Origin of the sequence: Paraburkholderia sp. C35 (assembly GCF_003121405.1) — a bacterium.
Classification (GTDB): domain Bacteria; phylum Pseudomonadota; class Gammaproteobacteria; order Burkholderiales; family Burkholderiaceae; genus Paraburkholderia.
The window spans coordinates 18842-44029 of record NZ_QBUY01000027.1 but is presented as its reverse complement, the minus strand read 5'-3'; the positions used below and the strand labels follow the sequence as shown (position 1 = coordinate 44029).

19 protein-coding genes and 1 pseudogene are annotated in these 25188 nt (G+C 59.0%); 13 read left to right on the top strand and 7 right to left on the bottom strand.

Annotation, left to right across the window (positions count from 1 at the left end):
* The first annotated feature begins 188 nt into the window (after positions 1–188).
* Entirely contained in the window at positions 189–1316 is a 1128-nt protein-coding gene (locus tag DK391_RS18375; RefSeq protein WP_109479430.1) for an FUSC family protein, read from the top strand.
* Between the two features lie 370 nt (positions 1317–1686).
* Here DK391_RS18375 and DK391_RS18370 read toward each other — a convergent pair whose 3' ends face one another.
* Positions 1687–2463: an SDR family oxidoreductase gene (locus DK391_RS18370; RefSeq protein WP_162600846.1), complete on the bottom strand. Its 777-nt coding sequence runs from the start codon at positions 2461–2463 to the stop codon at positions 1687–1689.
* A 121-nt stretch (positions 2464–2584) separates the two neighbouring features.
* Between DK391_RS18370 and DK391_RS18365 the strand changes: the two genes are divergently transcribed.
* The 4 genes from DK391_RS18365 to DK391_RS18350 all read left to right on the top strand — a co-directional run bounded on the left by DK391_RS18365 (position 2585) and on the right by DK391_RS18350 (position 7754).
* Positions 2585–3538, top strand: coding sequence for a LysR family transcriptional regulator (locus tag DK391_RS18365; RefSeq protein WP_109479397.1), 954 nt, complete (start codon positions 2585–2587; stop codon positions 3536–3538).
* Positions 3539–3932: 394 nt separating this feature from the next.
* The gene (locus tag DK391_RS18360; protein ID WP_239482868.1) at positions 3933–5084 is read left to right on the top strand and encodes a porin; all 1152 of its coding nucleotides are present in this window, start codon (positions 3933–3935) and stop codon (positions 5082–5084) included.
* Between the two features lie 142 nt (positions 5085–5226).
* Positions 5227–6600 (top strand): MFS transporter, encoded by a 1374-nt coding sequence (locus DK391_RS18355; RefSeq protein ID WP_109479396.1) that lies wholly within the window; start codon positions 5227–5229, stop codon positions 6598–6600.
* Positions 6601–6689: 89 nt separating this feature from the next.
* Positions 6690–7754, top strand: a complete 1065-nt coding sequence (locus tag DK391_RS18350) for a Gfo/Idh/MocA family oxidoreductase (protein ID WP_162600845.1) — start codon at positions 6690–6692, stop codon at positions 7752–7754.
* Positions 7755–8041: 287 nt separating this feature from the next.
* On the opposite strand, the pseudogene DK391_RS45320 reads toward DK391_RS18350, so the two are convergent.
* The 3 genes and pseudogenes from DK391_RS45320 to gcvA form a co-directional block, all read right to left on the bottom strand.
* Positions 8042–8200: pseudogene (locus DK391_RS45320) on the bottom strand (GlxA family transcriptional regulator); the annotation flags it as partial.
* 305 nt (positions 8201–8505) lie between these two features.
* The gene (locus DK391_RS18340; RefSeq protein ID WP_162600844.1) at positions 8506–9006 is read right to left on the bottom strand and encodes a lipocalin-like domain-containing protein; all 501 of its coding nucleotides are present in this window, start codon (positions 9004–9006) and stop codon (positions 8506–8508) included.
* Between the two features lie 1780 nt (positions 9007–10786).
* Positions 10787–11689, bottom strand: coding sequence for a transcriptional regulator GcvA (gcvA, locus tag DK391_RS18330; protein WP_109479392.1), 903 nt, complete (start codon positions 11687–11689; stop codon positions 10787–10789).
* 144 nt (positions 11690–11833) lie between these two features.
* Here gcvA and DK391_RS18325 point away from each other — a divergent pair, with 144 nt between their 5' ends.
* On the top strand, positions 11834–13138 hold the full coding sequence (locus DK391_RS18325) for an adenylosuccinate synthase (RefSeq protein WP_109479391.1): 1305 nt from the start codon (positions 11834–11836) through the stop codon (positions 13136–13138).
* Between the two features lie 420 nt (positions 13139–13558).
* Here DK391_RS18325 and DK391_RS18320 read toward each other — a convergent pair whose 3' ends face one another.
* Positions 13559–14488, bottom strand: a complete 930-nt coding sequence (locus DK391_RS18320) for a LysR family transcriptional regulator (protein WP_109479390.1) — start codon at positions 14486–14488, stop codon at positions 13559–13561.
* 193 nt (positions 14489–14681) lie between these two features.
* On the opposite strand from DK391_RS18320, the gene gltP reads away from it, so the two are divergent.
* Together gltP and DK391_RS18310 are read left to right on the top strand one after the other, a co-directional pair.
* Positions 14682–16004: a glutamate/aspartate:proton symporter GltP gene (gene gltP, locus DK391_RS18315; protein ID WP_109479389.1), complete on the top strand. Its 1323-nt coding sequence runs from the start codon at positions 14682–14684 to the stop codon at positions 16002–16004.
* A gap of 34 nt (positions 16005–16038) precedes the next feature.
* Positions 16039–17316, top strand: coding sequence for an aminotransferase class V-fold PLP-dependent enzyme (locus tag DK391_RS18310; RefSeq protein ID WP_109479388.1), 1278 nt, complete (start codon positions 16039–16041; stop codon positions 17314–17316).
* Between the two features lie 160 nt (positions 17317–17476).
* On the opposite strand, the gene DK391_RS18305 is transcribed toward DK391_RS18310, so the two are convergent.
* The gene (locus DK391_RS18305; RefSeq protein WP_109479387.1) at positions 17477–18424 is read right to left on the bottom strand and encodes a LysR family transcriptional regulator; all 948 of its coding nucleotides are present in this window, start codon (positions 18422–18424) and stop codon (positions 17477–17479) included.
* Between the two features lie 116 nt (positions 18425–18540).
* Here DK391_RS18305 and DK391_RS18300 point away from each other — a divergent pair, with 116 nt between their 5' ends.
* From DK391_RS18300 to DK391_RS18285, 4 genes are all read left to right on the top strand, one after another.
* Positions 18541–19077, top strand: coding sequence for a thiamine pyrophosphate-binding protein (locus DK391_RS18300; protein ID WP_109479386.1), 537 nt, complete (start codon positions 18541–18543; stop codon positions 19075–19077).
* A complete protein-coding gene (locus tag DK391_RS18295; RefSeq protein ID WP_109479385.1) occupies positions 19077–19667 on the top strand; it encodes a thiamine pyrophosphate-dependent enzyme in 591 nt (196 codons plus the stop codon). Before DK391_RS18300 ends, DK391_RS18295 begins: the two co-directional genes overlap by 1 nt.
* A gap of 91 nt (positions 19668–19758) precedes the next feature.
* The gene (locus tag DK391_RS18290) at positions 19759–21237 is read left to right on the top strand and encodes an aldehyde dehydrogenase (protein ID WP_109479384.1); all 1479 of its coding nucleotides are present in this window, start codon (positions 19759–19761) and stop codon (positions 21235–21237) included.
* Positions 21238–21344: 107 nt separating this feature from the next.
* A complete protein-coding gene (locus DK391_RS18285; protein ID WP_109479383.1) occupies positions 21345–22655 on the top strand; it encodes an MFS family transporter in 1311 nt (436 codons plus the stop codon).
* Positions 22656–23435: 780 nt separating this feature from the next.
* On the opposite strand, the gene DK391_RS18275 is transcribed toward DK391_RS18285, so the two are convergent.
* Positions 23436–24380: a LysR substrate-binding domain-containing protein gene (locus DK391_RS18275; protein WP_109479382.1), complete on the bottom strand. Its 945-nt coding sequence runs from the start codon at positions 24378–24380 to the stop codon at positions 23436–23438.
* Positions 24381–24517: 137 nt separating this feature from the next.
* Between DK391_RS18275 and DK391_RS18270 the strand changes: the two genes are divergently transcribed.
* Positions 24518–25177: a diguanylate cyclase gene (locus DK391_RS18270; RefSeq protein ID WP_109479381.1), complete on the top strand. Its 660-nt coding sequence runs from the start codon at positions 24518–24520 to the stop codon at positions 25175–25177.
* The last annotated feature ends 11 nt before the right edge of the window (positions 25178–25188 follow it).

Here is a 25188-nt window from a genome sequence, read left to right as displayed (position 1 = left end):
ACCCAGCTATGATTAGTTTTGACGCCAGGGTTATCCTGCAAACAGGAATGACTGCTGTTGCCGCGGTGGTGCCATACCGGGCATGTGGTTCGGCAACTGGCGTGGACATTCTAGGGCCCTCCAGCCACGTCGTAACATGTGACGACCGGTATCTGCGGTCGACTGCGGTTTTCCGACTAGCCAACATCATGTGCGACACCTTATCGCTAGCAGTGCGCGACACTTTCGGCGCCTTGAAGGCTGAGCTTTCCAGGCGAACGTTGAGGGCACGATTTCGCAGTTGCGCCGAGGCGATTCTGGCCACGGTTCTTGCGATATGTGTAAGTCGATATCTTGGCCTGACCGAAACGTGGTGGGCAGTTATCTGTGCGTTTTCATTGACGGGCCTTGCATTGAAGGTGGCTCTCGATATGGGCGTGCAGCAAATAGCCGGCACGTTCGGCGGCACGATCATCGGCCTGATGCTGTCGCCGGTCGCAAGTTCGAGTGCGGTCATATTCGTTCTGTCGATGGCCGGCTTGTCCGCAGCAGGTCTCTATCTGGCGACGAAACGATCGATGGGCTACATGTGGATACTATCGACGGCGTTGGCCATATTCGTCGTGACAACGGCCCACGCTAACCCAAACGTTGAACTGCATGGCGTCGCGTCGTCCTTGTGGCTCAATGCCTCGATTGGCACTCTCGTCTACCTGGGCGTTGCCTTGGCGGGTTCGGCAGCGGCGCTCCTGTGCCGCAGGTACGAGCCAGGCGCCCCCGAAAGCGGTCCGGTCATGGCGCACGCCCTGACGGGCGGCGAGCTCGGTCGCGTGCCACATGCAATGATCGGCGCGATTGCACTATCAGCGCTCGCGTATCTCGCATGGCGTTACCCGCTGGACGGGTTTCCGCAGGCGATGACGACAGCACTGGTTGTCCTGATGGTCCCCGTCGACGCGCAGGGAATATGGTCGCCGTACCGCGTCGTGCAGAGGATGTGTCACCGGCTTCTCGGCTGCGGATTGGGCTGCGTGGTGGTGCTCGCCGTATTGCCGCTCACGGCTGGAAGTCTCACGTACAGTCTGATTGCCGTATGTGTCCTGGTGTGGCTCGCTTGCTACGTCCGCTTTGGGCATTCCGACGTTAGCTATCTTGGCACGCAATTCGGAGCAGTCGTCATCCTGACGTTCGTTCACGACAGTGTCTGGTTGAGCGACAGTGTCACCGTCGCGTACCATCGGCTGGTGGGAATCGTGGCTGGTAACGTGGCGCTCGCGCTAGTGCTTCTGCTTGTGACGGTGGGATCAACTCTCCGCTTCGGGCGTCGCGCCCAGTAGCCGGATTACAAACCGCCAAGGCCCCGCCCGGTGATGTCGGAACCAGTGGATGCTGTGCGGTGCTGTTGCACGGCCGCTTCGCGCCCCTTACCGCGCATTCGTGGGTCACATCTGATCATCCACAATGGGACGTTTGGAGTGTTCCCTGTCGGACCCAATGCGGCCGACAATTGACATTCGTCGGCCACTGAGAATTCAAATCCGAACGGCTGATGTACTCCTTATGACGGTCATTCGGCTCAAATTGCCAGGACTGACTTATTACGAACTGCACTCGTCGCGGAATAAGGAATGCCGCCGCATTCCTCTTCCACAAGCGGCGATCCAAAAGGCTCACGTCACCATCCCGAGCAAGGCGTTTGTGCCGGGTTTACTTTGTATCCGTTGGATATGTGGCTACCGGAGCCAGCTGTGCACCGCCCGCAACGTAGAGCGTTTCGCCTGTAACGAAGCCGGATTCCTCCAACGCAAAGTAGGCGACGGCGCCGGCCACATCGTCTCTCGTCGCCAAACGTTGGATAGGAGTGCGGGCAATAGAGTGACGTGCGGCATGGAGCTGCTCCTCCGGCGTACGTTTGAGAAGGCCGAGGCCGGGGGTGACCGCAATCGAGCCGGGCGCAACGGCATTCGCCGTGATGCCATAGGCCCCGAGTTCGCGCGCCCACGAAACCGTCAATGCCTGCAGGCCAGCCTTGCTGGCGCCGTAGGCCGGCATACCACCAGCAAGATAGTTGCGCGACGTGATCGCGACGAGGCGACCGTACTTTTGTGCTTTCATATGCGGGATGATTGCGCGGGTGATCAGGAAAGGGCCCTTCAGATTCACATTGATGATGCGATCGAACACGTCTTCGTCCATCTCGCAGTTATCTTCGCGAACGAGGACACCCGCGTTGTTGACGAGAATGTCGATACGACCGAAGCGCTCGATGACTTCAGCGACAGCCTTGCGGACCGAGGCGTCATTGGTGATATCCACCTCGACGCCGATTGCGCGATCGCCGAGTTCCCTGGCCAGTTCGTCACAGATGGCACCGTCGAGATCGGCATACACGATCCGGTTTCCGTCTCGTGCGAGTCGTTCTGCAATTGCGCGCCCTACCGCGCCGGCGGCGCCGGTAACGAAAGCTACTCTTTTGGATTCCATCGATTGTCTCCTGTAGGAATGTTGAGTACATGAGGCAATCATGCCGGTCTGGAAGCCTCCGAAAAAGGCCTGTACACTCACACTACCTATGAAACTCCGGCACAAATGAAGTGTCGCCTCTATGAGCGCGGACCGTTTTCGAGAATTTGAAACCTTCGTCTGTGTGGTCGATACGGGCAGCTTTTCCGCCGCCTCCCGCAAGCTCGACTGCACACCGTCGGCTGTCAGCAAGCTCATCGACCGAATGGAGAACCGGTTAGGTGTCCGGTTGCTTCACCGCACCTCCCGCACGCTGGCACTTACACAGGACGGCCGGAACTTCCATCAGGCGGCCATTCGGGCGCTCGAAGCGGTTAATGAGGCTGAGGCCTCGCTGTTGCATGCTGATGCGCCTGTGACCGGCCTGCTGCGTGTGCACACCACCTTGAATTTCGCGCAGCAGCAACTCGCGCGCATTCTTCCGGACTTTCTCGCGCTGAATCCCCAGCTGCGCATCGAATTCATCCTGCACAGCGACGCTGTGGATCTGATCGCTGCGGATATCGATCTCTCGCTACAGGTTGGTCCAGTTACCAATCCCTCACTGGTTGCTCGACGGATCGCTACAACGCAATGGCTTCTCTGTGCTTCGCCAGAGTACCTTCAACGTGCCGGCACGCCGAGACACCCGGCGGACCTTGCCGACCACAACTGCCTGAATTTTTTGCCGGGGACGTATCGCAGCGTCTGGCCGATGCGAACGCAGGGCGAGCAGAGTGTCGAAACCACGCGGCTTGAGGCGACGGGAAACGTGGCAAGCAACTCGGATAATTTTCTGCGCGTTCTCGCATGCCAGGGTATGGGCATCGCCCGTCTTGCGGCATTCCACATCGCTCCGGATCTACGCGCCGGGACCCTGCGCACCGTGCTTGCTGACTGGTTGCCTGAGGATCGTGAACCCGTCTTTGCTGTGTTCCAAAGCCGCCGCAACCTGAATCTGCGCGTCAAGGTTTTCGTGAAGTTCCTTGAGGAGCGCCTCTCCCGGTCGACAGACTGGGGCTTGGGATCGGTGGCGGGCGACCAATCAAAGCCGTGAAAAATAAGCCTCGTGCGGTTTAGCCACGAACGCCAGAAGGTCGGGGTTTACGACGATAACTCTCCCATCGGACGCCCCTAAAGCAGTGCTCCGATGTCTCTGATGGTCTGATACGGCGCGGACAAATCCGCACGGACTTTTGCCCCAACTTTTTCCCTCTTAGGCCCGTCTGGGGGACTTCACACGCCATTCATCCTCGCGCCCGGACGTCCAGCGCCTCCGGTGCATCTAGAAGCGTTACGTCTATATCTGTTCCGCGCGCTCATAGCTGCTTTGAGTCTGCGAGGACTGCCGCGGCATTCAGGTCGTCGGCATCATTGAATCACCGCGGCACTCCGCGCGCTCGTATCGATGCCATCTGAGCGTCGAACTAAAAAGATCAATGGAGACAGAAATGGAACGCAGTCGTATAGCCACAGCCGTCGTGATGGTCTCAGGTTTGCTCGGCAGCTCCGCAGCCCTCGCTTCGTCGGTGACACTTTATGGTGTACTGGACGATAGTCTGCTGTACCTGTCAAATGCTGGCGGCCACTCGAATTTTCTTACGTCGAGTGGTGGCCGTGGCAGCTCCAAATGGGGCATGGTAGGCAACGAGGATCTGGGTGGTGGCACGCAGGCATTCTTCAAGCTGGAAAGCGGTTTTGATACCAACACCGGCAAGCTTGGCCAGCACGGAGCGCTCTTTGGCCGTTACGCGACAGTTGGTCTGGCGAATGATCAATTCGGCTCGTTCCAGATGGGGCGGTCGTATGAACTTCTTCCGCTTTACCTCAATCCTCAGGCAGCCAGTCTTACCTTTGGCGGTAGCCTCGCGACTCACGCGGGCGACGTGGATAACGTTTATGGTACATACCAGCTCAACAACGTAATTCGATACGAATCGCCCAAGATTTTCGGCACGACATTCGGAGCGATCTTTTCGCCCGGAGGTAGGCCCGGGACGTTTGCGGGCGGACGAGCGTATGAGTTCGGTTTCAAAGGTGACCAGGGCGGTTTTTCCTACGCCGCGGTATACGCAAATATCAACAATCCTGCGACAACGCTCTGGTACGCGTCGGCAGATCCGGTGGCAGGCAAGGCTTTCACGAATCCGCTCAGCAACACAGTCTATGCAGGCTACGCTTCTGCCAGCAACTATCAGGTTTATGGCACCACCCTGGCCTACACGTTCGGAAGCTCGATGATCGCCACGGTTTTGACCAACACCCGTTTTGGTGATGTGATCAAGACAGCTTCGACGCCATTCGCCGGGACGCATTTCGTGCGCAATGCCGAACTGAGCTACACGTATCAGGCTACGCCAGCATTTCTGATCGGTGTCGGTGCAGACTACACGAAGGGGGACGAGGCACACTACTGGCAAGGCAATCTGGGGGCATCGTATCTGTTGTCCAAGCGCACGTATGTTTATGCCGTCGTGGTTGCCGCACATGCGACGGGAACTGACTCGACAGGCAAGCCGGCCGGTCCCGATCTGCTCGGGCAGCCTGGCTCTACATCGCCCAACGAACTTGCGACGCGAATCGGCATACGGCACTCGTTCTGATCGCACCGCGTCGGATTGCTTCAGCGTAATGCCGAGAGGATTCGTTTGAAGTAAGGGCAATCGAAAATCGACACGCACCGCGTGAAATGGGAACACCCTTATCGCGGAATCCTGCGTGTTTCTGGAAGGAGACAGTCTCATCATGGATCGACCACGACGATCAATCCAGCTCGGATCACTTGATGTCACAGAAGTGATTGACCGCAGTTCCCTAAATGCGACGAGCTTGCGCATCCTCGCACTGTGCTTGATGGCGATGCTGGTAGATGGCTTCGACATCCAGGTGATCACCTACGTCGCACCTGTGCTGACGCATGAGTTCGGTGTTGAGCGCGCGATGCTCGGCCCGGTGTTTTCCAGTGGACTGCTGGGAACGACTTTAGGCGCTCTGATCTTTGGTGCGTTGGGCGACCGCGTCGGCCGCAAACGCGTACTGTGCTCCTGCATTCTGACCTTCGCGATTTGCTCTCTCGGCACCATCACCGCAACGGGAATTGGAACGCTGATGGTGTGGCGTTTCATCTCCGGGCTCGGGCTCGGCGGACTGACGCCATTGACCGTGGCATATGTTGCTGAGTTCTGTCCCGCCCGGTTTAAGGTGCCGGCTGCCATGATTACAACGTCTGGTTATGCGATTGGTGCGGCAGGCGGTGGATTGATCGCCGCTTACATGATTCCAGCGCTCGGCTGGCGCTCGGTCTTTGTATTCGGTGGCGTCGCGCCACTTCTGATCCTGGCGGCGATCTTCGTTCTGCTACCACAGTCGATTGTCGATCTTGCCCGGCGAGGCCGCTCCGATCTCGTCGCCAAGGCCATCAACCAGATTGCACCTACCGTTTCGGTCGATCCAGATGCCAAACTCAGCCTCAGCGAAAGAGAAGTCGGCTTCCCGATTAAACGGCTGTTCACCGAGGGGCGAACATCGCGCACGATCGTGCTCTGGGTGATGTTTTTCGCGAACATCCTGTCGTTGTATTTCATGGTTTCGTGGCTTCCGACCATCGCTCACTCATCTGGCATTGACCTGGCTGATTCCGTCCGCGCCGCAGCCTTCATGCAAGTCGGGAGTGTGCTCGGCACATTTTCCCTGGCCGCCCTAGTGCGACGCCTCGATCCGTTCACGATGATCGGAATCGGGATGGGCGGAGGTGCATTAACGCAGGTACTGCTGGCGTTTGCAGGAAGCTCAATCGCCTACTTCACGACAATCGCGTTCCTCGCCGGATTCTTCGTTATTGGCACTCAGACAGGTGCGAACGCTGTGAGCGCCTTTGCCTATCCGCCGAGTCTGCGCTCGACCGGCGTTGGCTGGGCGTTAGGCATCGGACGAAGTGGTGCGATTCTCGGGCCAACCCTTGGCGGTGTATTGATGGCCCTCGGCTGGCCAACTCGCGATCTTCTTCTCGTGGCAGCTGGCCCCGCCTTGTTCGCATCGCTCCTCGCATTCGTGCTATCGCGCATGCTTCGGCACTCATCCGACGTGCAGCAAGCGGTCGCCGCACCGAGCGCAAGCTGATCTATCAAATCGCCGCACGTTTGTTCGGCGCCCCTTAGACGTTCCAGCATGAACACTGCTGGCTCCGTATAGATTTGGAGAGAATGACCATGAGTTCAAAGGAAGTACGAATCGGCATCATCGGCGCGGTACATGATCACTTTTGGCCCGTTTGGGGAAAGGGTGTCTTTTTCGAGTTTCGCGATCATCCAGGCGTGAAACTGGTCGCCGCGACCGAAGAGCATCAGGAACTTCACGACAGGCTGCGCAACGATCTCGGAATCGAACGAGTCTACGCCGACTACAACGAAATGCTGGAGACCGAACAGCTTGACGCGGTGCTGATTGGCTTGCCAAGTAATGCGAAGGTCGCTCCCGTTCGGGCAGCGGCGAAGAAAGGTTTGCATATCCTGATGGACAAGCCGCTATGCACGACGATGGAAGATGCGTGGGAAATGAAACGGATTGTCGATGAGACGGGGGTCAAGCTCGTCGTCAATTCTCTGTCAATCTGGAAGGCCCCGCTCCGCAAAGGCTTTGACCTCATCCGCGAAGGGGCGATTGGTCGACCGTTCTGGGCCAAGTGGCGCAATGCGAATGCAGGAACGGAAAAATCCGGCGCGTCGAAGTTCTTTACCGACTGGCTTTGGGATATGGAAAAGAACGGTGGCGGCATTCTCATCAATTATTGCTACTACGGCATCAGCTACCTCTGCCACGTGTTCGGACGGCCAACCAGCGTCTCTGCGATGGCGGGTCATTTCGTGAAGGAGAACATCCCGCCCGAAATGGAGGATAACGCAGTGGTCACGATGAAATGGCCACAAGCGCTGGGCCAGGCCGAGGGAAGCTGGACCCAGATGGACGAAGGTCCCGAGGAGGAAGTTGATCCGACAAACCGTGGCCTCATCGTATATGGAACCGATGGCGTGCTTCGCACCAGCAGCAAAGGCTATGTTGTGTTGGTGAACTCCGAATTTCCCAAGGGGCAGCGGATTGACTGTAGCTCCATTCCGATCAAGTTTAAGGATGGCGCAGAGCATTTTGTGAGCGTTATCCGCGGCGAAAGCGAAGTCGACCCGCTGTGTAGTCTTGAACTCAATATCCTGGTTCAGGAGGTTTCAACCGCCGGCTATCGATCAATCAACGAGGAGCGAGAGATCGCTCTTTCCTAATGTCGATATCACGGGCACCCCAAGACCCCCGGTTTATGCTCAAGATTCGGAATGTCTGTTGAGCCATCAAATGGCCGTCACTCGGCCTACGCATTCTTGAGAGACGCCTTAGGTAGTTCGCCGAACTTCGGCGCGACTACGGGGCGAGCGAGTTAGGGTAGGGGGCGATCTTCCGAACCCATTGGCGTCCATACAGACAATGACCACCCGTCGGACTGGTCAACGCTGCAATACGTGGCGGATGTCGGAAGATTCAGCCTTAAGGACTGTGCGAAACGTTGCTCGCACTAGTCGTCGGCGAGGGCAGTGGCCGGATTACGTGCTTCTCTGCGCACGGCTTGAGGCGTCGCACCGTACCCGCGCGTGAAGGCTTCACGAAGGTGAGTTCTGTCACGAAACCCAGTTTCCCGAGCGAATATTTCAAGCGAGTGACGGCCCCGCTCGATCCTTGAAGAAGGTCTTCAGAGACTGGCAAGGCGAGGAATCAAGACGATTGATCATTTTGCGATCGGTAATCCACTGGAGAGGATTCTGTATGTCGCGCATGTCCTGGAAACCGATCTGATCGCCGTGGGACATCGTCGAACCCACGGGATCGCGCAATGGTGGAGTGGCAAGGTAGATGGCCTACCGCTGGACAGGTTGGCGTGCAGCGTGCTCGTGACGATGGAGCCTGAAGTCGTCCAGGTAGATCGCGGAAACTACCAGTCGGTCGACAATTGCTGCAACCAGCCGCACCGATATTGCCCACTCACTGCGGCTGCGTGCTCTTTACTCGTTCGAAGATCAGGATGCCTATGCCCTCACGGCCATCGACCGGGCTTTTGTTGGGTTCGGTCTTGATGGAAAGCGTATCGCCATTAATAGTGTAAAAGCGAACCTGGTCGGTTCCGATTCGCCTGCCGTCCCATTCGATGTCGATATGATGGACGACCTTTCCCGGCGACACGCTATACGTTCCACCGTATGCAAGCATCGATTTGTGGAGCTTGACGCGCTCGTCGTCGGAGGGTTCGTTTTGCGGCCGCGGCTGGTCGCCAGACACGAACAGCGCGAGCATGCGACCATCCGACGAGTAGGTGAGATAGCCGTCAGGTTGTTCTCCCAACTGGTTGTATCGCTCGTTCGTCCCGACAACTTCGCGCACGAATGATTTCAGACGCCATGTCCCCAGCAACGTATCCGGATCGGCCCACGCGGACGTGGACAGGTACAACATGACGAGGGAAGCAACAGAAAAGATTTTTGGCACGAGACGCTCCTTTGAATGAGCGAGTCTAGCTCCGGTAAACCCGTGCATCGATGCTGGTATCCGGATGACTGTCTGCAAATATTCGTCAGGTTGCGAATAGGCGGTAAAACTGAGTCGTCGATGATGGAAAGATAGTCGACAGACAAGCAACCTGCCACTGGACGCGACCAAGAACGCACACGTATCGCGACATCGTCTTCTGAATGTCGGCCAGGTAGGTGTAAGCGCGGGATCCGCTGCAATAAAGTCACTTCGTGAACAGCCGGAGTGCAGCGCCGACCGTTGGCTTTCATCCTCGGCTTTCTCTCAGGTTCTGGCTGACCGAACACGGTACTTCCGGCGCTGCGGTGGCAGAATATCGGTGGAAACGGTTCCACGTCGCATTACCTTTTGCAATACTTTTATGACGCTTAGTAATTTGAGAGTTGGCGTGCTCACATTCGTCGAGCACGAAAACAAGCCGGCTCAAATTGAGCCGGCTGAAAAGTTCTGGCCATTCCGAGCGCCTGCCAGAACCTGAGAGTCAGCTATCTGATAGAACGCATCGTTCGATGCACGGATGATACGTTGTGGAGAGTGGCCGTCGGTTGCTGGCGCGGCTTGAAGTCTTGTTTTGCGCAAATCCCGCGCAATCCATTGGCAGCATTCCGCACGAGGACTGGGCCGCTCCCCGAGCAAGCGGATGATGAGGTGGGACTGGATGGCCGGGTTGACCGCCCAGGGAGAGCCGGCAACGCCGGTGCCCGACTCGGCGACGGGTTAGCCAGCGAGGCGCAAACAGCATGATTCGCCGGGACCCGGCCAAACCGGAGCGGCACATCGGCCTGTGCGCTGGCCAGGACGGATCTGAAGGCGCCGAATGCGCTGGCGCCAAAACGTTGATAACTTGGAATTCTGTCGATTGACCAGAACGCCTACTGGAGCTAACCATATTTCAAATAGAGGAGTGGTCGACCGTGCGCTACCCGTTGCTGTCTGCATCGGCGCGCCCTTATCGGTTTCTCATGTTGCCACATTTTCCTGATGCTGGAATCAATAGGATGTCTGATCATCGATGGTTTGGGAAATCTTCGATTTCATTGTTCGCTTTTTGTCGAGTCTCAAGAAAATATTAGGCAGGCCTTGACCTGGTCGGCGCAACCACCGTAGTGCTCCCTTCGTTGCCGCGATAACCCACGACGCTATTGCGGCAATCCTCGAAGGCGGGCGACGCGTTTGCGAGGGGGGCGGAATCCTTCGGCTGATCGGCCATTGGTGACATTGGAGTGCCGTCTACTGTGGGGCAGTTGATAGCGATGTGCAGGAGCAATTGGTGAACTCAAGGACACGCTGCTAGACCTAGATGACTGTCGTGTTGAAAAACACGGGAGTCAACTAAAATCGTTGTACTCGACTGTCAACGAGCCTCGCCACGCGGCTGTCACCTGTGCACGGAGAGCAGCTCTGACGTTGAGACTGACAAACATCCATAAAGACCGATAACCCGATGACCGGTCGGTGCTGCCAGGCACCGATCGACCGGTGTACTCTCGCAGCAGCCGTCGAAGTGCAGCTCGCCAGGGCGAATGTAGAGGCTCGTTCGCAGAAGGCCGGCGCGAAAGTAGAACGAGCGAGTTGGGGTAGGGGACGATCTTTCGCGACCCGCCATCTTGAGATATTCGATACGAGCATGTGGACCGTCAACAATCTGGAGAAGTCGCTCGAAGAAGTTTGACTCACTCAAAGTGGTTTCATCAATGCCGCTGTCAATTCTTGCCGACACTTATGAAGTCAGTTCTATTCACCCAACATTGCGTGAGAAACGATTCCCCAGTTCGCGCAACCACGTCAGAAATGCATTGACGGCGGGATCGTCAAGGCGTGCATTGTGGACGTAGCTACAGTAGCGCCATGCTGGCAGGGTCGGCCCGTCGAACGGAAACACGAGACGTCCCTCCTTGACATCGAGCGCTACCAACGCGGTTGGGCCCATCGCGATACCCAGACCATCAATGGCGGCCTGCAAGGTCAAATAAAAGTGGTCAAGCTGCAGCGAATTGCTTTCAGCAAGCCGAGGGTTACCGCAGGCCGCCAGCCATTCGGCCCAGAGGCCGGGATAGGTCGCAGTGTGCAGCAGGGTGTGATGTGCCAGGTCCGAGAGCTGGCGAATGGGATGCGATTCCAGCACCTTGGGCGAGCACACCGGCAGCCGGACTTCCACCAGAAACTCGTTGACTACGTACCCCGCCGATTTCTGCTCACTGCCGCGAATCGCTACGTCGAATTCGTCGTGGAGCCGTTCGATCGGTTCGTCCGAAGTCGTCAACCGCACTTCCACCGCTGGATAGGTTAGCTGGAAGTTGGAAAGCCGTGGCAATAGCCATCGCAATGCGAATGTCGTCGGCGCATTGACCCTGATGATTTGCTGTTGCGTGACCCGGAGCTGTTCGTTGGTGGCCAGCGCGATGCGGTCAAGCGCTGCCGATATCTCCGACAAGTAATTGCGCCCTCGAGCGGTCAGGACAACTCTTCGGCCGCGGCGCTCGAACAGATTGTGTCCAAGCCAGGCTTCCAGTTGGCCCACCTGACGGCTAACCGCCCCGTGCGTGACGCAAAGCTCGTCGGCTGCGGCCGAGAAGCTTTCCAGCCTCGCGGCGGCTTCGAATACGCGTAGCGCGTTCAACGGCGGAAGACGGCGAGGCATGTGGGCAATCCCTATGTGATTTTTTCTGACAGTATCGATGATTTTATATCGATTTTCGTGACGGCATCGCACGCCTATATTGAGCCGCATGGGGATAGATCGTATTTCGAATCTGTTTGATTAAGTCACAAGGAAAGCTACTGTATGTCGAATGTCGTTGTCGTTGGCGCGCAATGGGGCGATGAAGGAAAGGGCCGGATCGTGGACTGGCTTGCCGAGAATGCGGACATCGTGGTCCGCTACAACGGTGGCCACAACGCCGGCCACACGCTTGTGGTGAACGGTCAGACCTACAAGCTGGCGCTGCTTCCCAGCGGAGTCGTGCGCGGCAAGCGCGGTCTGATCGGCAACGGCGTCGCGCTTGATCCCGAAGCGCTGCTGGCGGAGATCGATCGTGTGGCTGCGCTTGGCATTCGCGTCACGCCGGACGTGCTGCAGATTGCCGAGACGGCCACGCTGGTTCTCCCCGTCCATCGCGCGATCGACGCCGCGCAGGAACGCTTGCGCGCAGAGCCGATCGGCACCACGCTACGCGGCATCGGTCCGGCCTACGAAGACAAGGTTGGACGCCGAGCGTTGCGGGTCTGTGACCTTGCTGAACCGGAACTGCTTGCGCAAAAGCTCGATGGGCTGCTCGCGCACCATAACGCGTGGTTCCGCGGCCTCGGTTTGGAGTCTTTCCCGCGAGACACGATGTTGAACGACCTGCTCGCCGTGGCGCCGAGAATCCTGCCGTTCGTAGGGCGCGTGTGGGAACAGCTAGACCGCGCCCATGCATCGGGCAAGCGCACGGTGTTCGAAGGCTCGCAAGCCGTGATGCTCGACGTGGACTGGGGCAGCTATCCGTATGTGACGTCGTCGACCACGGTCGCCGCCGGCGCGGCCAGCGGCACCGGCATCGCGCCGTCGCGCATCGGGCAGGTACTTGGTGTCAGCAAGGTCTATGCAACGCGTGTCGGCGAAGGGCCTTTCACGTCCGAAGTGGGCGGCGCAGTCGGCGATGTGCTCCGGCAACGCGGCGCCGAGTATGGCGTCAACACGGGCCGTCCACGTCGCTGCGGCTGGCTGGACACGGTGCAATTGCGCGAGAGTTGCAAAGTCGCGGGCATCGATCGCCTGGCGCTATCCAAGCTGGACGTCCTTGATGGCCTGGATTCGGTCTACCTGTGTGTAGGCTACGAACTCGATGGGCGACGCATCGACTACATGCCGTCAACTAACGCCGAGCAGCAGCGCTTGCAGCCGGTTCTCAAACGCTTTGACGGTTGGGAAGGCCCAACGCGGGGCGTCCGCTCTTATGGAGAGTTGCCGCGCCAGGCCACGGCGCTGATCGAGGCGATTCAGCAGGACGTCGGCGTTGCAGTGTCAATAGTTACCACGGGTCCTGAACGTGATGATGCGATAGTCTTGCGATTTCCATTCGAAGACACTGACGGCATGGCTGCCTGATTGACTTATGGCGACGAGTGAGTCAAGCGGAGTGGGTTTGGCCAGGTTCGGACGTTCACTAAATCTCCACGAACGTCCGCTCATGAAGGATAAGCTGCCCCGACTGATATCTCCGAACAATCCAACATGATCAATCGAGACGGATATGGTCGACCAGCTGCCATTGGTACTATGACGAGTCGACTGGCCGCAACGGGTCGTGAAGACTTCGTCGATAGAGAGAGGAGACATTCGTCGGCACGGGCTTGCGAATGTCAGTGAAGCAACCTTCAGCCGCCGCACAACGGCTGATCGGCGATCGTCGGCTTTGGCCGATCAACGGGCGTAGCCGACGATGCCGGGGAGGGCGAGTGCGGCGAGATGACATAACAATCGACCACAGTCGGATGAAGCTCGATGCTCCGTGATTTGGTGCAATCACTATTGCGCAGGCTGCAGTTGCGGCAACCCCGGATCGAGCAGGTTCGAACTGAAATCACACGTTTGCGCGGCCAGTCTCGCGATGGCCGCGTTCAACGAATGCGACTGGTCTGCTCGATGCATCGCGACGTATGTCACCGGCGGCAATGCGGGCCTTGTCGGCACCACCATGAGTGCGCGTCGTTCGAGCATATGGTGCAGACAAGCTTTGGGCAGATAGCTGACGCCGAGCCCCGACAACGTCAGCCCGATCTGCGCAATGAGGCTATTGCTTGCCAGTACTTTCTGAAGGCTGACGCCGTGATCCTGCAAAAATCGGCTATACACGTAGCCGGTGCCGGATAAGCCACCTTGCAGAATCAGTGGATATTTCGCGATCTCGGTAATCGGAATGGCGGTCTTGCGCGGGGCGAGACTGGCTGCACACATCCACGCGTTGTCGACATGGCCGACGGGTGTGGCCGCGAACGGCTCGGTGGCCTGCGTCTGCGGCACGATGATGACATCGACCGTATCGGCCGCGAGCCTCTCACGCAGCGTCGCATTCAGTTCCACCTCGGCTTCCACCTTCACTTTCGGATACTCGGCCTGAATCGCAGCCACGAGGCGGGGCAGCCACGTCAGCGCCGTGAGTTCCGTCACGCCGATCCGTATCTGCTTGACGAGCGCTTCCTTCGAAATGATGCGCTCGACGATCTGATCACGCCGCTCCAGCAACTCTTTCGCGTACTCGAACAATTCAGCGCCTTTCCCGGTCAGGCGGGCGCTGCGACGGGCGCGGGCGAAAACCACGAGGTCGAAAGCCCGCTCCAGTTCCTGCACACGCTTGGACACCGCCGACTGGGGCGTATTCAGACGCGTCGCCGCGGCCTCGAACGATCCCAGTTGCACGATCCAGTACAGGGCTTCGATCTGCTTGAAGGTCAGCATCGCATCGTCGTTACATGACTAAAAGCGATATTTTCGCATAGAAAAAAATCGCTTTTTCTGTTTATTCTGGATGATTATGGTTTCGACATCGGGCTGGAACACTGCGCATGCGGGCAGGCTCGAGCGAGCGCGTACACGACACGGCGCGCCGCTTCCCGCGTTATCCATATCAATCGGTCCGTCTGGAGAATGCATGGAATCCGTGATCGAAACATCGTCTGCCGAACACACTGAGCGCAAGCCGCGCATTGGACTTGCCTGGCAGATACTGATCGGCCTGGTGGTCGGGATTGCAGTCGGCGTCGTGCTGAACCGCTTTCCTCAAATGCGCGATTCCGTCATCACCGGCTTTTTGCAGCCTGCCGGCGACATCTTTATCCGGCTTATCAAGATGGTCGTCGTGCCAATCGTATTCACCAGCATGGTGGCGGGCATTGCAGGCGTGGGAGATGGCCGCTCGTTGGGGCGCATCGGCCTGAAGACGCTGGTGTACTTCGAAGTCGTTACGACGATTGCGATCGTGCTGGGGCTCGTGCTCGGCAATGTGCTGCAGCCAGGCGTCGGCACCGACATGTCGCAACTCGGCCACACCGACATCTCGCATCTCCAGCAAGCCACGCAGACGCAAGGCCATCATGGTTTCATGTCCTTGCTGCTGAATATCATCCCCGACAACATCATCGCGTCGATGGGGCGAGGCGATCTGTTGCCAGTCATTTTCTTCTCGGTGCTGTTCGGGCTCGGCTTGCAGTCCGTGCCAGCGGAATACCGAAAGCCCTTGCTCGCCACGTTGAAGGGCATCGGTGACGCGATGTTCAAGGTCACCGGCATGGTGATGCGCTACGCACCATTTGGCGTATGTGCGCTGATCGCGGTGACCGTCGCGAACTTCGGCTTCGGTTCGCTGCTGCCATTGGTCAAGCTGGTCGCCGTCACGTATCTCGCCATTGTTCTGTTTGCTGTCTTCGTGCTCGGCGTCACCGCTCGCCTGTTCGGCTTCAGGATCTTTACGCTGCTCAAGGTCATCAAGGATGAACTGATCATTGCGTTTTCGACGTGCAGTTCGGCCACCGTGCTGCCGCAGCTGATGAAGAAAATGGAAGACTTCGGCGTGCCCAAGAGCATCACGACCTTTGTCGTGCCGACTGGTTACACCTTTAACCTGGACGGCGCATCCATCTATCTCGGTATCGGCACGCTGTTCGTCGCGCAGTTGTACGGCGTGCATCTCGGTGTCCAGGAACAGATCGTCCTGATCCTGACCATGGTCGTGACATCGAAAGGCGCTGCCGGTGTACCGGGCTTCATGTTCGTGATCCTGTTGACCACCCTCGCCAGCGCTGGACTGCCGCTCGAAGGGCTCGCTTTCATCGCAGGCGTGGACCGGATCATGGATATGGGACGCACCGCGTTGAATGTCGTGGGCAATGCACTGGCGCCGCTCGTCATCGCAAAGTGGGAAGGGCAGTACGACGAAGAAAAGGGCAAGGCGTATCTCGCGTCGCTCGACGCCTGAGCGCAGAGAAAAGCATCATATCGAGGAGCTACAGATGAGCAGCAACCAGGGGCAGTTCTTTCCTGAGTCTCTTATGCAGGAGATCAAGAGCCGTTTTCATTATGTCGATAGCGACATCGACGGGCGCGAGCGGCTCTTTTTCGACAACGCGGGCGGATCGTTCCGGCTCAAGGCGGCGCTGGAAGCATTCGCATACGTCGACGCACTGCCAGACTGCCCGGAGCGCATTCATGAACGGGCATGTTATCTGCAAGATGTTCAGGCGCGTGGTGAAGACGATATCCGGCGCATTTTCAATGCAGAAGGTGGCAGTATCTATCCGTCGCTGACCGCGTCGGCCGCGATGTTCGAGATGGTGCGCGCCGTGATGGAAAACGTACCCGGCACGAACGCTGTCACGACGATACTCGAGCATCCGTCCTCATTCGATGCGATGAAGCTCTATTGCGAACGCACTGGAAAAGCGTTGCGCATCGCACCGAGCAATCCGGAAACAGGTGGCGTGGATGTCGACGCGATCGTGTCGCTCGTCGACCAGGACACTGCGCTGTTAAGCGTAATGTATGCGTCGAATATCTCTGGTGCGAAGCTCGATATCGCTGCCATTGTGGAGCGTGCGCGGGCGAAGAAGCCCGATCTTTTCATCATCGTCGATGCCGTCCAGCATGCGCCGCACGCGGCGATCGACCTGCACAAAACGCCCGTCGACGGAATCAATTTCGCGCCGTATAAATTCTTTGGATGTCGAGGATCGGGCATCTCGTGGTTGTCGGACAGGTTGGCGCAATTGCCGCATCACCGCCTCGATGCAAAGGAAAGCGGCGTGTGGGAACTCGGCAGTCCCGCACCCGCGCAGTTCGCAGTGGTGAGCGCGATCGTCGATTACGTCGCCTGGATCGGTGCGCAAACCAGTGATGCGGATGATCGCCGCGAGCTGTTCGCCCAAGGGATGCAGCGTATCGAAAGCCATGAACGCGCACTACTTGCGACCTTGCTTGACGGCACGCAAACGCAACGCGGGCTGAGAGCAATCAAGGGCGTGCGGGTATTCTGGGACCACGACGATCTGACGAAACGCGATCTGATCGCCGGCATCGGGTTCGATCGTCTCGAGCCGACTGCCGCCGTGCGTGAATACGAAAAGCGCGGTGTCATCGTGTACGAGCGCATCGGAACAAGCCTTTACTCGGGGCGCATGTTGAGATCGTTTGGCCTGCAAGGCGCTGTGCGGATTTCGCCGCTGCATTGCCATACGCCGGGCGATATCAGCCGCTTTCTTGCGGTGACGGAAGAACTTGCGTCTATCGAGTGACATTCGACTTGTATCTGGTGTCGAGAACGTACGTCTGTTTTCTGGCGGTTTGCACAAGAAAGCGCTCTGCTGAAAATACGTCAGATGCCAGAAGAGTGTGAGGCCGCTCAGCCTCGGCGATCCTGTTGCGCGTGACGTACCTGGCTGGCATCGGAACGGTTCACGACGAGTTGTCCGCTTCGTCTGTGAGCAGCCGCGCCGTTGTCCAGCTGCCAGCGCGCACGGCGTCCGTAATCTGGCTGACGAGCAGATCGACGACGCAGCGCACGGCAACAGGTATGCGCCGGTTATTGGGCAGTGCCAGCACGATCTTGCGCTGAAGCGGCGCGTCGATGAGTGGCGCCGCGCTCAGGTTGCCTTGCGCGATGTCATCGGCGATAGCGATGCCCGGCAATATCGTGATGCCGATACCGCCTAGCACCAGACCTTTCTGCACGCTCATTGCATTCGTTTCCGCGGCGATGTTCATGTTGATTTCAATACCCGCGCATGTTTGTTCGACGAGCGATCGGATTCCGTGCGGCGCGTTAGGAAGAATCATCGGCAGATGCGCGACGCTCTCAAGACTGACGGGCTCATTCGGACTGAATCCCGCCTCGGGTTGACCGACTACCCAAAGCTTTTCCTCGACTAGCGGGCTGACCTGAAGCATTGGCGAGGGCTTCGGATCGTAGAGCAATGCCGCATCGACCTCGCCGACTTCGAGCCAGTTTTGCAGGTGGCCCGTATAGCCCATCGAAATGCGCAAGCGGATGGCGGGATACGTCGCTCCGACATTCGCAACGAGTCCGCTCGCCAACAGGTCGCACGTGCTGGGCAAAAGGCCCATCGTCACCGTGCCGCTCACGCCGCCTGACGGCTGCAATTCGGAGCGGGCGCGGTCGAGTTCCGCGAGCGCGCGCCGCGCGTGTTCGACGAAGATTTCGCCCGCTTCGGTCAACTCCATGCCATACCGCCCGCGCGAGAAAAGCGGCGTGCCGACGTCTTCCTCCAGTAGCCGAAGCTGGCGCGACACCGCGGGCTGAACGATATGCAGCAGCGATGCCGCCCTGGTGACACTGCCTGTCTCGGCGACGGCGAGCAGCGCCCGTAATTGCTTGATATCCACGTCGGTCTCTCCAATGCCGAAAGCGTATGCAGGAATCAAATAATTCTATTTCTACGCTTGTCACATAGCAAACTATGATTCCTGCATCGATAGTTTCTTTTCCTGGAGGCGGATTCATGAGTACGTCAGCAGTGCAGGCGCCCGCCTGGCAGCAGGCCATTTTCGACGTGTTGAAAGAGGGCGGAGTCAAACAGGTCGCGTATGTGCCGGACGCGGGCCATTCGCACGTGATTCGCAGCGTGATCGCCGATCCCGAGATTGAGGATGTGGTGCTGACCACGGAGGAAGAGGGTGTCGGCGTCACGAGCGGCGCCTGGTTGGGCGGTCAGCGCGCCGTTCTGCTGATGCAGAGCAGCGGCGTGGGCAACTGCGTGAACATGTTTTCGCTGCTGCAAAGCTGCCGGTTCCCGTTCTTCACCCTCGTCACGATGCGCGGCGAGTATGCGGAGTTCAATCCGTGGCAAGGCCCGATGGGCAAGCAGACCCAGGCTGCGCTCGAGTTGATGGGCATCACGGTGTTGCGCGCGGACGATCCGGATCAGGTCGGCGAGATCGTCAGCGCGGGGTTCGACGCGGCCTTCGAGGCGGGCGAACAGGTCGCGGTGCTGTTGTCGCAGAGTCTTATCGGTCGCAAGAAATGGGAGAGAAAGTAATGTCGAAGCCAAACAACGCGGTCGATCGTCGTGAATTCGTCGCGAGCCTGCTGGAGTCGGTGCCTCATGCGCTTGTCGTGACGGGGCTTGGGTCGGCCTCCTATGACGTGTTCGCCTCCGGCGATCGCGACCAGCACTTCTATCTGTGGGGCGCCATGGGCTGCGCGGCGTCGCTGGGCCTCGGCCTCGCGCTCGCGCAACAGGACAAGCCTGTGATCGTTGTCACGGGCGACGGCGAGCAACTGATGGGTATCGGCAGTCTCGGCACCATCGCCGTCAAGCAGCCGAAGAACCTCACGATCGTTGTGCTCGACAACGGACATTTCGGCGAGACGGGTATGCAGCGCAGTCACACGAGTCTCGGCACAGACCTGGTCGCCGTCGCCAAAGGATTCGGCATTCAGGACGCGTTCGCGGTGACCGATCTGGATGGCGTGTCCGCCGTCGCCGCGCGAGCGCGCGCGAAGGGCGGCCCGACGCTCGCGCAGGTTTTCATCCGGCCCGACGAGCCGCCGCGCGCGCTTCCGCCGCGCGATGGCGTGTACGTCAAGAACCGCTTCCGGGCGGCGCTCGGCTACGCGCCGTTTTGAGATCCGTGTCATCCCCCGTACCGAAGCGTGCTGACACGCTTGCTCTCATCGCGGGAATCGATCAAGCCGGCATTATCGTGAAGAGATTCTGATGGAACGCTATCGTCTTTATATCGACGCAACGCAGTGCGAGCCTGCATCGGGTGAATGGTTCACCAGCGACAATCCGTTCACGGGTGAGCCTTGGGCGCAGGTTGCGCGCGGTGGCGCACCCGACGTGGAGCGCGCCGTGCAGGCCGCGCAGCGAGCATTCACGACGGGTGCATGGCCAGCCCTCAGTGCGAGTGCGCGCGGATTGCTGCTGCATCGTCTCGGCGATCGTCTCGCTGAAGAGGCCGAATGTCTCGCTTCGATTGAAGTGCGCGACAACGGCAAGCTGTATTCGGAGATGCATGCGCAACTGGGTTACCTGCCCCAATGGTTCCGCTATTACGGCGGCCTCGCCGACAAGATCCAGGGCAGCGTCATCCCGCTCGACAAGAAGGGGTACTTCAACTACACGCGGCACGAACCGCTTGGCGAAGTGGCCATCATCACGCCGTGGAATTCGCCCCTGATGTTGCTCGCCTGGAAGCTCGCGCCTGCGCTGGCTGCGGGTTGCACGGTCGTCATCAAGCCGTCCGAATTCACGTCGGCTTCGACGCTGGCGTTTGCGCGACTGTTTAAGGAGGTCGGTTTCCCGCCGGGCGTCGTGAATGTGGTGACCGGTTTTGGCAACGAGGTCGGCGCACCGCTCGTGTCGCATCCTCTGGTAAGAAAGATCACGTTCACAGGGGCGAATGCAACGGGGAGGCGGATCAACGAGCAGGCGGCGCGCGACTTCAAGCATGTGAGCCTGGAACTGGGCGGCAAGTCGCCGAACATCGTATTCGCCGATGCGAATCTCGACGATGCTGTGAACGGCGCAGTTGCCGGCATTTTCGCGGCGACCGGGCAGACGTGCATCGCGGGCTCGCGGCTGCTGGTGCAGGACAGCATCCACGACGCGTTCGTGCATCGCGTGGTGCAACTCGCCGAATCCGCGCGTATGGGCGATCCAATGCAGAAGGACACACAGATCGGCCCTATCACGACGCGGCCGCAATACGACAAGGTGCTCAGCTACATCGATATCGCCCGCGAAGAGGGGGCGACGCTCGAGCTTGGCGGCAAGGCCGCTGTGCGCCGCGAGTGCGGGAACGGCTGGTTCATCGAACCGACGATCTTCACGGGCGTGCGCAACAGCATGCGCATTGCGCAGGAAGAAGTGTTCGGACCGGTGCTTTCGGTGATCCGCTTCAGGGACGAAGACGAGGCGGTCGAGATCGCCAACGACGTGCGCTTCGGCCTCGGCGCGGGCGTCTGGACGAGTGACATTGGCCGCGCGTTCCGCATGGCCGAGCGCATCCAGTCGGGCACCGTATGGGTCAATACGTATCGCGCCGTGAGCTACATGTCGCCGTTCGGCGGCTACAAGGACTCGGGGCTCGGGCGTGAAAACGGCATCGAAGCCATCAACGACTTTTTTCAGACCAAGAGCGTCTGGATCAACACAGGCGCGCCCACAGGCAATCCATTCGTGATCCGCTAACTTCCCCCCTGGACGGGCACCGCGTGGCCGTCCCACATTGACCCAACCGGTAAGCGCGTTCGAAGGCGACAGTAGATCGCCGGCCCAGGCACATACACGGAGACACCATGACAGTTGATACGTTCGGCCAGAGCGTCGTCACCCGAAGCAGTGAAACACGTCGCTGCATCAAGGCTATTGTGGGTGCATCGTCAGGCAACCTCGTCGAGTGGTTCGATTTCTTCGTCTACTCGTTCTGTTCGATTTACTTCGCGCACGCGTTCTTCCCAGGCGGCAATACCAACACGCAGTTGCTCAATACGGCAGGTGGATTCGCGACCGGATTCCTGATGCGTCCGATCGGCGGATGGATGTTCGGACGTATCGCGGACCGCTATGGGCGGCGCCATTCGATGATTGTCTCCGTGCTGATGATGTGTACCGGTTCGCTCGTGATCGCGCTGCTGCCGACGTATGCGTCGATCGGGACCGCCGCGCCCGTGCTGCTGCTGGTCGCGCGCTGCTTTCAGGGACTGTCGGTGGGAGGCGAATACGGCACAAGCGCGACCTATATGAGCGAGGTGACCGTCGCGGGCAGAAAGGGATTCTTTGCGTCGTTTCAGTACGTGACGGTGATTACGGGGCAAGTGGCGGCACTGCTCGTTGTGATCGTGCTGCAAACGATGCTGACTGACCAGGAACTGCGTGCATGGGGCTGGCGCGTGCCGTTCGCGATTGGCGCCGTAGCGGCCGTGGTGTCGCTCTATCTGCGGCGGTCACTGGAAGAGACGTCTTCGACGGCGAGCCGCAATCGTGAGGACGCGGGTACACTGCGCGGGCTGCTCATGCATAAGCGGGCCCTCGCGACGGTGATCGGCTTCACGGCGGGCGGCTCGCTCGCGTTCTATACCTTCACCACGTATATGCAGAAGTACCTCGTGAATACGGCGGGTATGAATGCAAAGTCTGCCAGCACGGTGATGTCGTTGGCGCTCGTCGTCTTCATGCTGATGCAGCCGCTCTTTGGCGCATTGTCCGATCGGATCGGGCGGCGCATGTCGATGATCCTGTTCGGTGTTCTCGCAGCAACCTGTACCGTACCGCTCATGTATGCCCTAAAGAGTGTGAGCAGTCCATACGCGGCGTTTGGCTGGGTTATGGCGGCGCTCCTCATCGTCAGTTTCTATACGTCGATTAGCGGCCTCATTAAGGCAGAGATGTTTCCGCCGGAAGTCCGGGCGCTCGGTGTCGGTCTCTCGTATGCCATCGCGAATGCGATCTTCGGCGGCTCTGCGGAGTATGTGGCGCTGTGGCTCAAAGCGGTGGGCATCGAGCCGGCATTCTATTGGTATGTGACGGCGCTCTGCGTGATAGCAGGCGTGGTGGCGATATGCATGCGGGACCCATCGAAGGAGGGGTATTTGCGTAGCGGAAGATAGGCGGCGGGTGGCCAGCGCGTACGAGGCCCGTAACGCCCAGGTGTCGCGACCCGAAAAGTGGTGCGACGTGGAGTTGGCATGGACCGGCGCCCGCATGGTGGGCGGCGCCCGAGACCGAACGAAGTTTCTGATTGATCGGGCTAGCGCGGATGCCTTGAAATCGACGGAGGCTGCGGCGAAAAGGACTGCAGCTCTGGCAAGAGCAAGAACTGTGACCAGCATGGCAGCCGTGAAGAAGTGTGCTACGAAGAAGGTCACAGCCAGGATGACCCTCGAGGTGACCAGCACATCGGTTGCCGCCTGATCGACGCTGACGCATCGTGGGAAATTCCCGGATCGAGCGGCGCCTATGCGTTCCGCCTGATCCGTAGCTCCTTCGACGGTTTTTTCGTTGCGGCCCGCATAGGGCAAGCGAACCACGTTCGACCTCAGGCTTCAATTGCTCTCGCCGTCTCATTGATGCTAGAGGACCGAACAGAGCAATTGTGCGCATCACCATTGAGTTGCCGTGATAGTCCGCGCCTTACCGGGATAATGGCGTTTGAGCGGAAGGTGATCCAAGCTCGGGTATGCGGCGACGGCCGATCAATGGGTGAATTCGGCCTCGACGAGGCATCCGTCCGGCCAGACGTTCGGACGTCGAGTCGGACGCTCCACTCAGCAAACGGTCGATCGATCGTCGCGAGATGGTCTCAACGAGTCGACAACCTTAGCCGGCGGCCCATGATCGCTGCAGTCGGGGCAGGTTCCGGTTGTTTTCTCTTCATCTCCTGTGGAAAGTCAGCGCGCATCGCAAGAGTCTGGTTTGTGCAGTTTCCGCGCAGGCGCAGGCAGACGCTCGGCTAAAGACACCATCGCATCGACCATTGGATTATGACGAGCGGGATTCCATGCCAGCGCAGCGGTGACGACCATCACGCGCTCCTTCAGCGGACGAACGACGACGTTCTCCGATGCGAGCTTTCGCATCGAAGCAGGAACAAGGGCGACGCCCTGGCCACATCCCACGAAAGCAATCTGTGACATCACCGACCGGACCTCATGTAAAACTCGAGGAGCAAAACCATGTGACTGACAAGCTGCCGTCAGGAAGTCAAAATATGCGGGACTAACCTCTCGCGACGACATGACCAAAGATTCGTTCGCGAGCGACCGCAGTCGAATTCTCGGAACGTCCGATAGTGGATGGTCGCGCGGGAGCGCAACGGCGAGTCGCTCTTCTGCCATTGGAAGGGTGGCGATTCCATGGCCCACTTTGCCGTCAAGCCTCAGGAAGGCTACGTCAAGCTCTCCGGCTTCGAGGGCCGGTATTGCTTCGACGCTGTCAATCTCCCGGATGAACACCGCGAGGCCCGGGTGATCCCGCTTTAATCCAGCAAGCACCGCGGGCACGGTCTCCAGCATGGCTGACGTAATCGCACCAACCTGCAAGACACCAGTCTGTCCAGCAGCAACCTCGCGCACGGCGCGTTCGAGACGTTCGACCTGGTCAGCGAACTGTCGCACTGCGGGCAGGATGGCCGCACCCGCGGCACTTAGCTGAGTGCCTCTTCTCGATCGGTCGAACAGCGTCAGTTTCAGCGATTGCTCAAGAATCTTTATCTGCTCGGTCAAGGGGGGCTGCGACATGTTCAGTCGCTGCGCCGCTCGCCCAAAGTGCTTTTCCTCTGCTACGGCCAGGAACATCCAGAGTTGACGAATCTGACGAAAGTCGATGGTGGTCATGTCGGCGTCCTTATGAGATGAGGAATTGTGACGAAATCTATTGATTGGTAAATCGTATCAGAGAGATATCGCATTACGAATTTACAGATCAGCCCTGCTGGTCGACCATTGGCTCATCCTGCCAACGGAGCTTCCTAATGACCCGCACGTCAACTCTCGAACGACTTGCCTCGCTCGACACAAATACTGTCTCTGACGCTCTTGACTTTCTGGACATCGATGGTGCCACTTTCGGACTTCGACCGCTCGGGGATTGTCCGAAGATTGTCGGCCGCGCAAGCACCATTCAGCTTGGCTCCAAAACAGGCGTCGCTCCGACGGTCCATCTCATCTCCCCGGTTATCGATGCAGTTACGACGGACGACCGCGTTCTCGTCATTGGCGGTGGGCTCGAAGGAATTTCGTGCTGGGGCGACATCCTGGCCAATGCAGCTGTCGCAAAAAAAGTTCGTGGCTCGATTATCGACGGGGTGAGCCGGGACATCGAAGGTAGCGAGGCCGTCGGCTATCCGGTGTTCGGCCGCGGCGTCACGATGATTAGCGCCCGCAACCGGGTTATCCAGGTCGACGCTGGAAAGCCGGTTCAGATTGCCGGCGTCACCGTCCACGAGGATGACTTCGTGATTGCCGACCGCTGCGGCACCGTGTTCGTGCCTGCTGCCCGCATAGACGAGGTTCTCGACCTTGGCGAGCGCATCGTGCGTCGTCAGGACGGAATGGTTGCGGCGGTCAGAGCGGGCCGCTCCGTGGCCGAGGTGATGCACGACAAGGAATTCGAGGCCATCCGGGCTCAATAACCACACACTCT

Excerpts from the sequence above, each read along its gene's own strand:
- DK391_RS18375 (WP_109479430.1), top strand. The coding sequence starts at position 189 with ATGTGCGACACCTTATCGCTAGCAGTGCGCGACACTTTCGGCGCCTTG.
- DK391_RS18370 (WP_162600846.1), bottom strand. The coding sequence starts at position 2,463 with ATGGAATCCAAAAGAGTAGCTTTCGTTACCGGCGCCGCCGGCGCGGTA.
- DK391_RS18365 (WP_109479397.1), top strand. The coding sequence starts at position 2,585 with ATGAGCGCGGACCGTTTTCGAGAATTTGAAACCTTCGTCTGTGTGGTC.
- DK391_RS18360 (WP_239482868.1), top strand. The coding sequence starts at position 3,933 with ATGGAACGCAGTCGTATAGCCACAGCCGTCGTGATGGTCTCAGGTTTG.
- DK391_RS18355 (WP_109479396.1), top strand. The coding sequence starts at position 5,227 with ATGGATCGACCACGACGATCAATCCAGCTCGGATCACTTGATGTCACA.
- DK391_RS18350 (WP_162600845.1), top strand. The coding sequence starts at position 6,690 with ATGAGTTCAAAGGAAGTACGAATCGGCATCATCGGCGCGGTACATGAT.
- gcvA (WP_109479392.1), bottom strand. The coding sequence starts at position 11,689 with ATGCCTCGCCGTCTTCCGCCGTTGAACGCGCTACGCGTATTCGAAGCC.
- DK391_RS18325 (WP_109479391.1), top strand. The coding sequence starts at position 11,834 with ATGTCGAATGTCGTTGTCGTTGGCGCGCAATGGGGCGATGAAGGAAAG.
- DK391_RS18320 (WP_109479390.1), bottom strand. The coding sequence starts at position 14,488 with ATGCTGACCTTCAAGCAGATCGAAGCCCTGTACTGGATCGTGCAACTG.
- gltP (WP_109479389.1), top strand. The coding sequence starts at position 14,682 with ATGGAATCCGTGATCGAAACATCGTCTGCCGAACACACTGAGCGCAAG.
- DK391_RS18310 (WP_109479388.1), top strand. The coding sequence starts at position 16,039 with ATGAGCAGCAACCAGGGGCAGTTCTTTCCTGAGTCTCTTATGCAGGAG.
- DK391_RS18300 (WP_109479386.1), top strand. The coding sequence starts at position 18,541 with ATGAGTACGTCAGCAGTGCAGGCGCCCGCCTGGCAGCAGGCCATTTTC.
- DK391_RS18295 (WP_109479385.1), top strand. The coding sequence starts at position 19,077 with ATGTCGAAGCCAAACAACGCGGTCGATCGTCGTGAATTCGTCGCGAGC.
- DK391_RS18290 (WP_109479384.1), top strand. The coding sequence starts at position 19,759 with ATGGAACGCTATCGTCTTTATATCGACGCAACGCAGTGCGAGCCTGCA.
- DK391_RS18285 (WP_109479383.1), top strand. The coding sequence starts at position 21,345 with ATGACAGTTGATACGTTCGGCCAGAGCGTCGTCACCCGAAGCAGTGAA.
- DK391_RS18275 (WP_109479382.1), bottom strand. The coding sequence starts at position 24,380 with ATGACCACCATCGACTTTCGTCAGATTCGTCAACTCTGGATGTTCCTG.
- DK391_RS18270 (WP_109479381.1), top strand. The coding sequence starts at position 24,518 with ATGACCCGCACGTCAACTCTCGAACGACTTGCCTCGCTCGACACAAAT.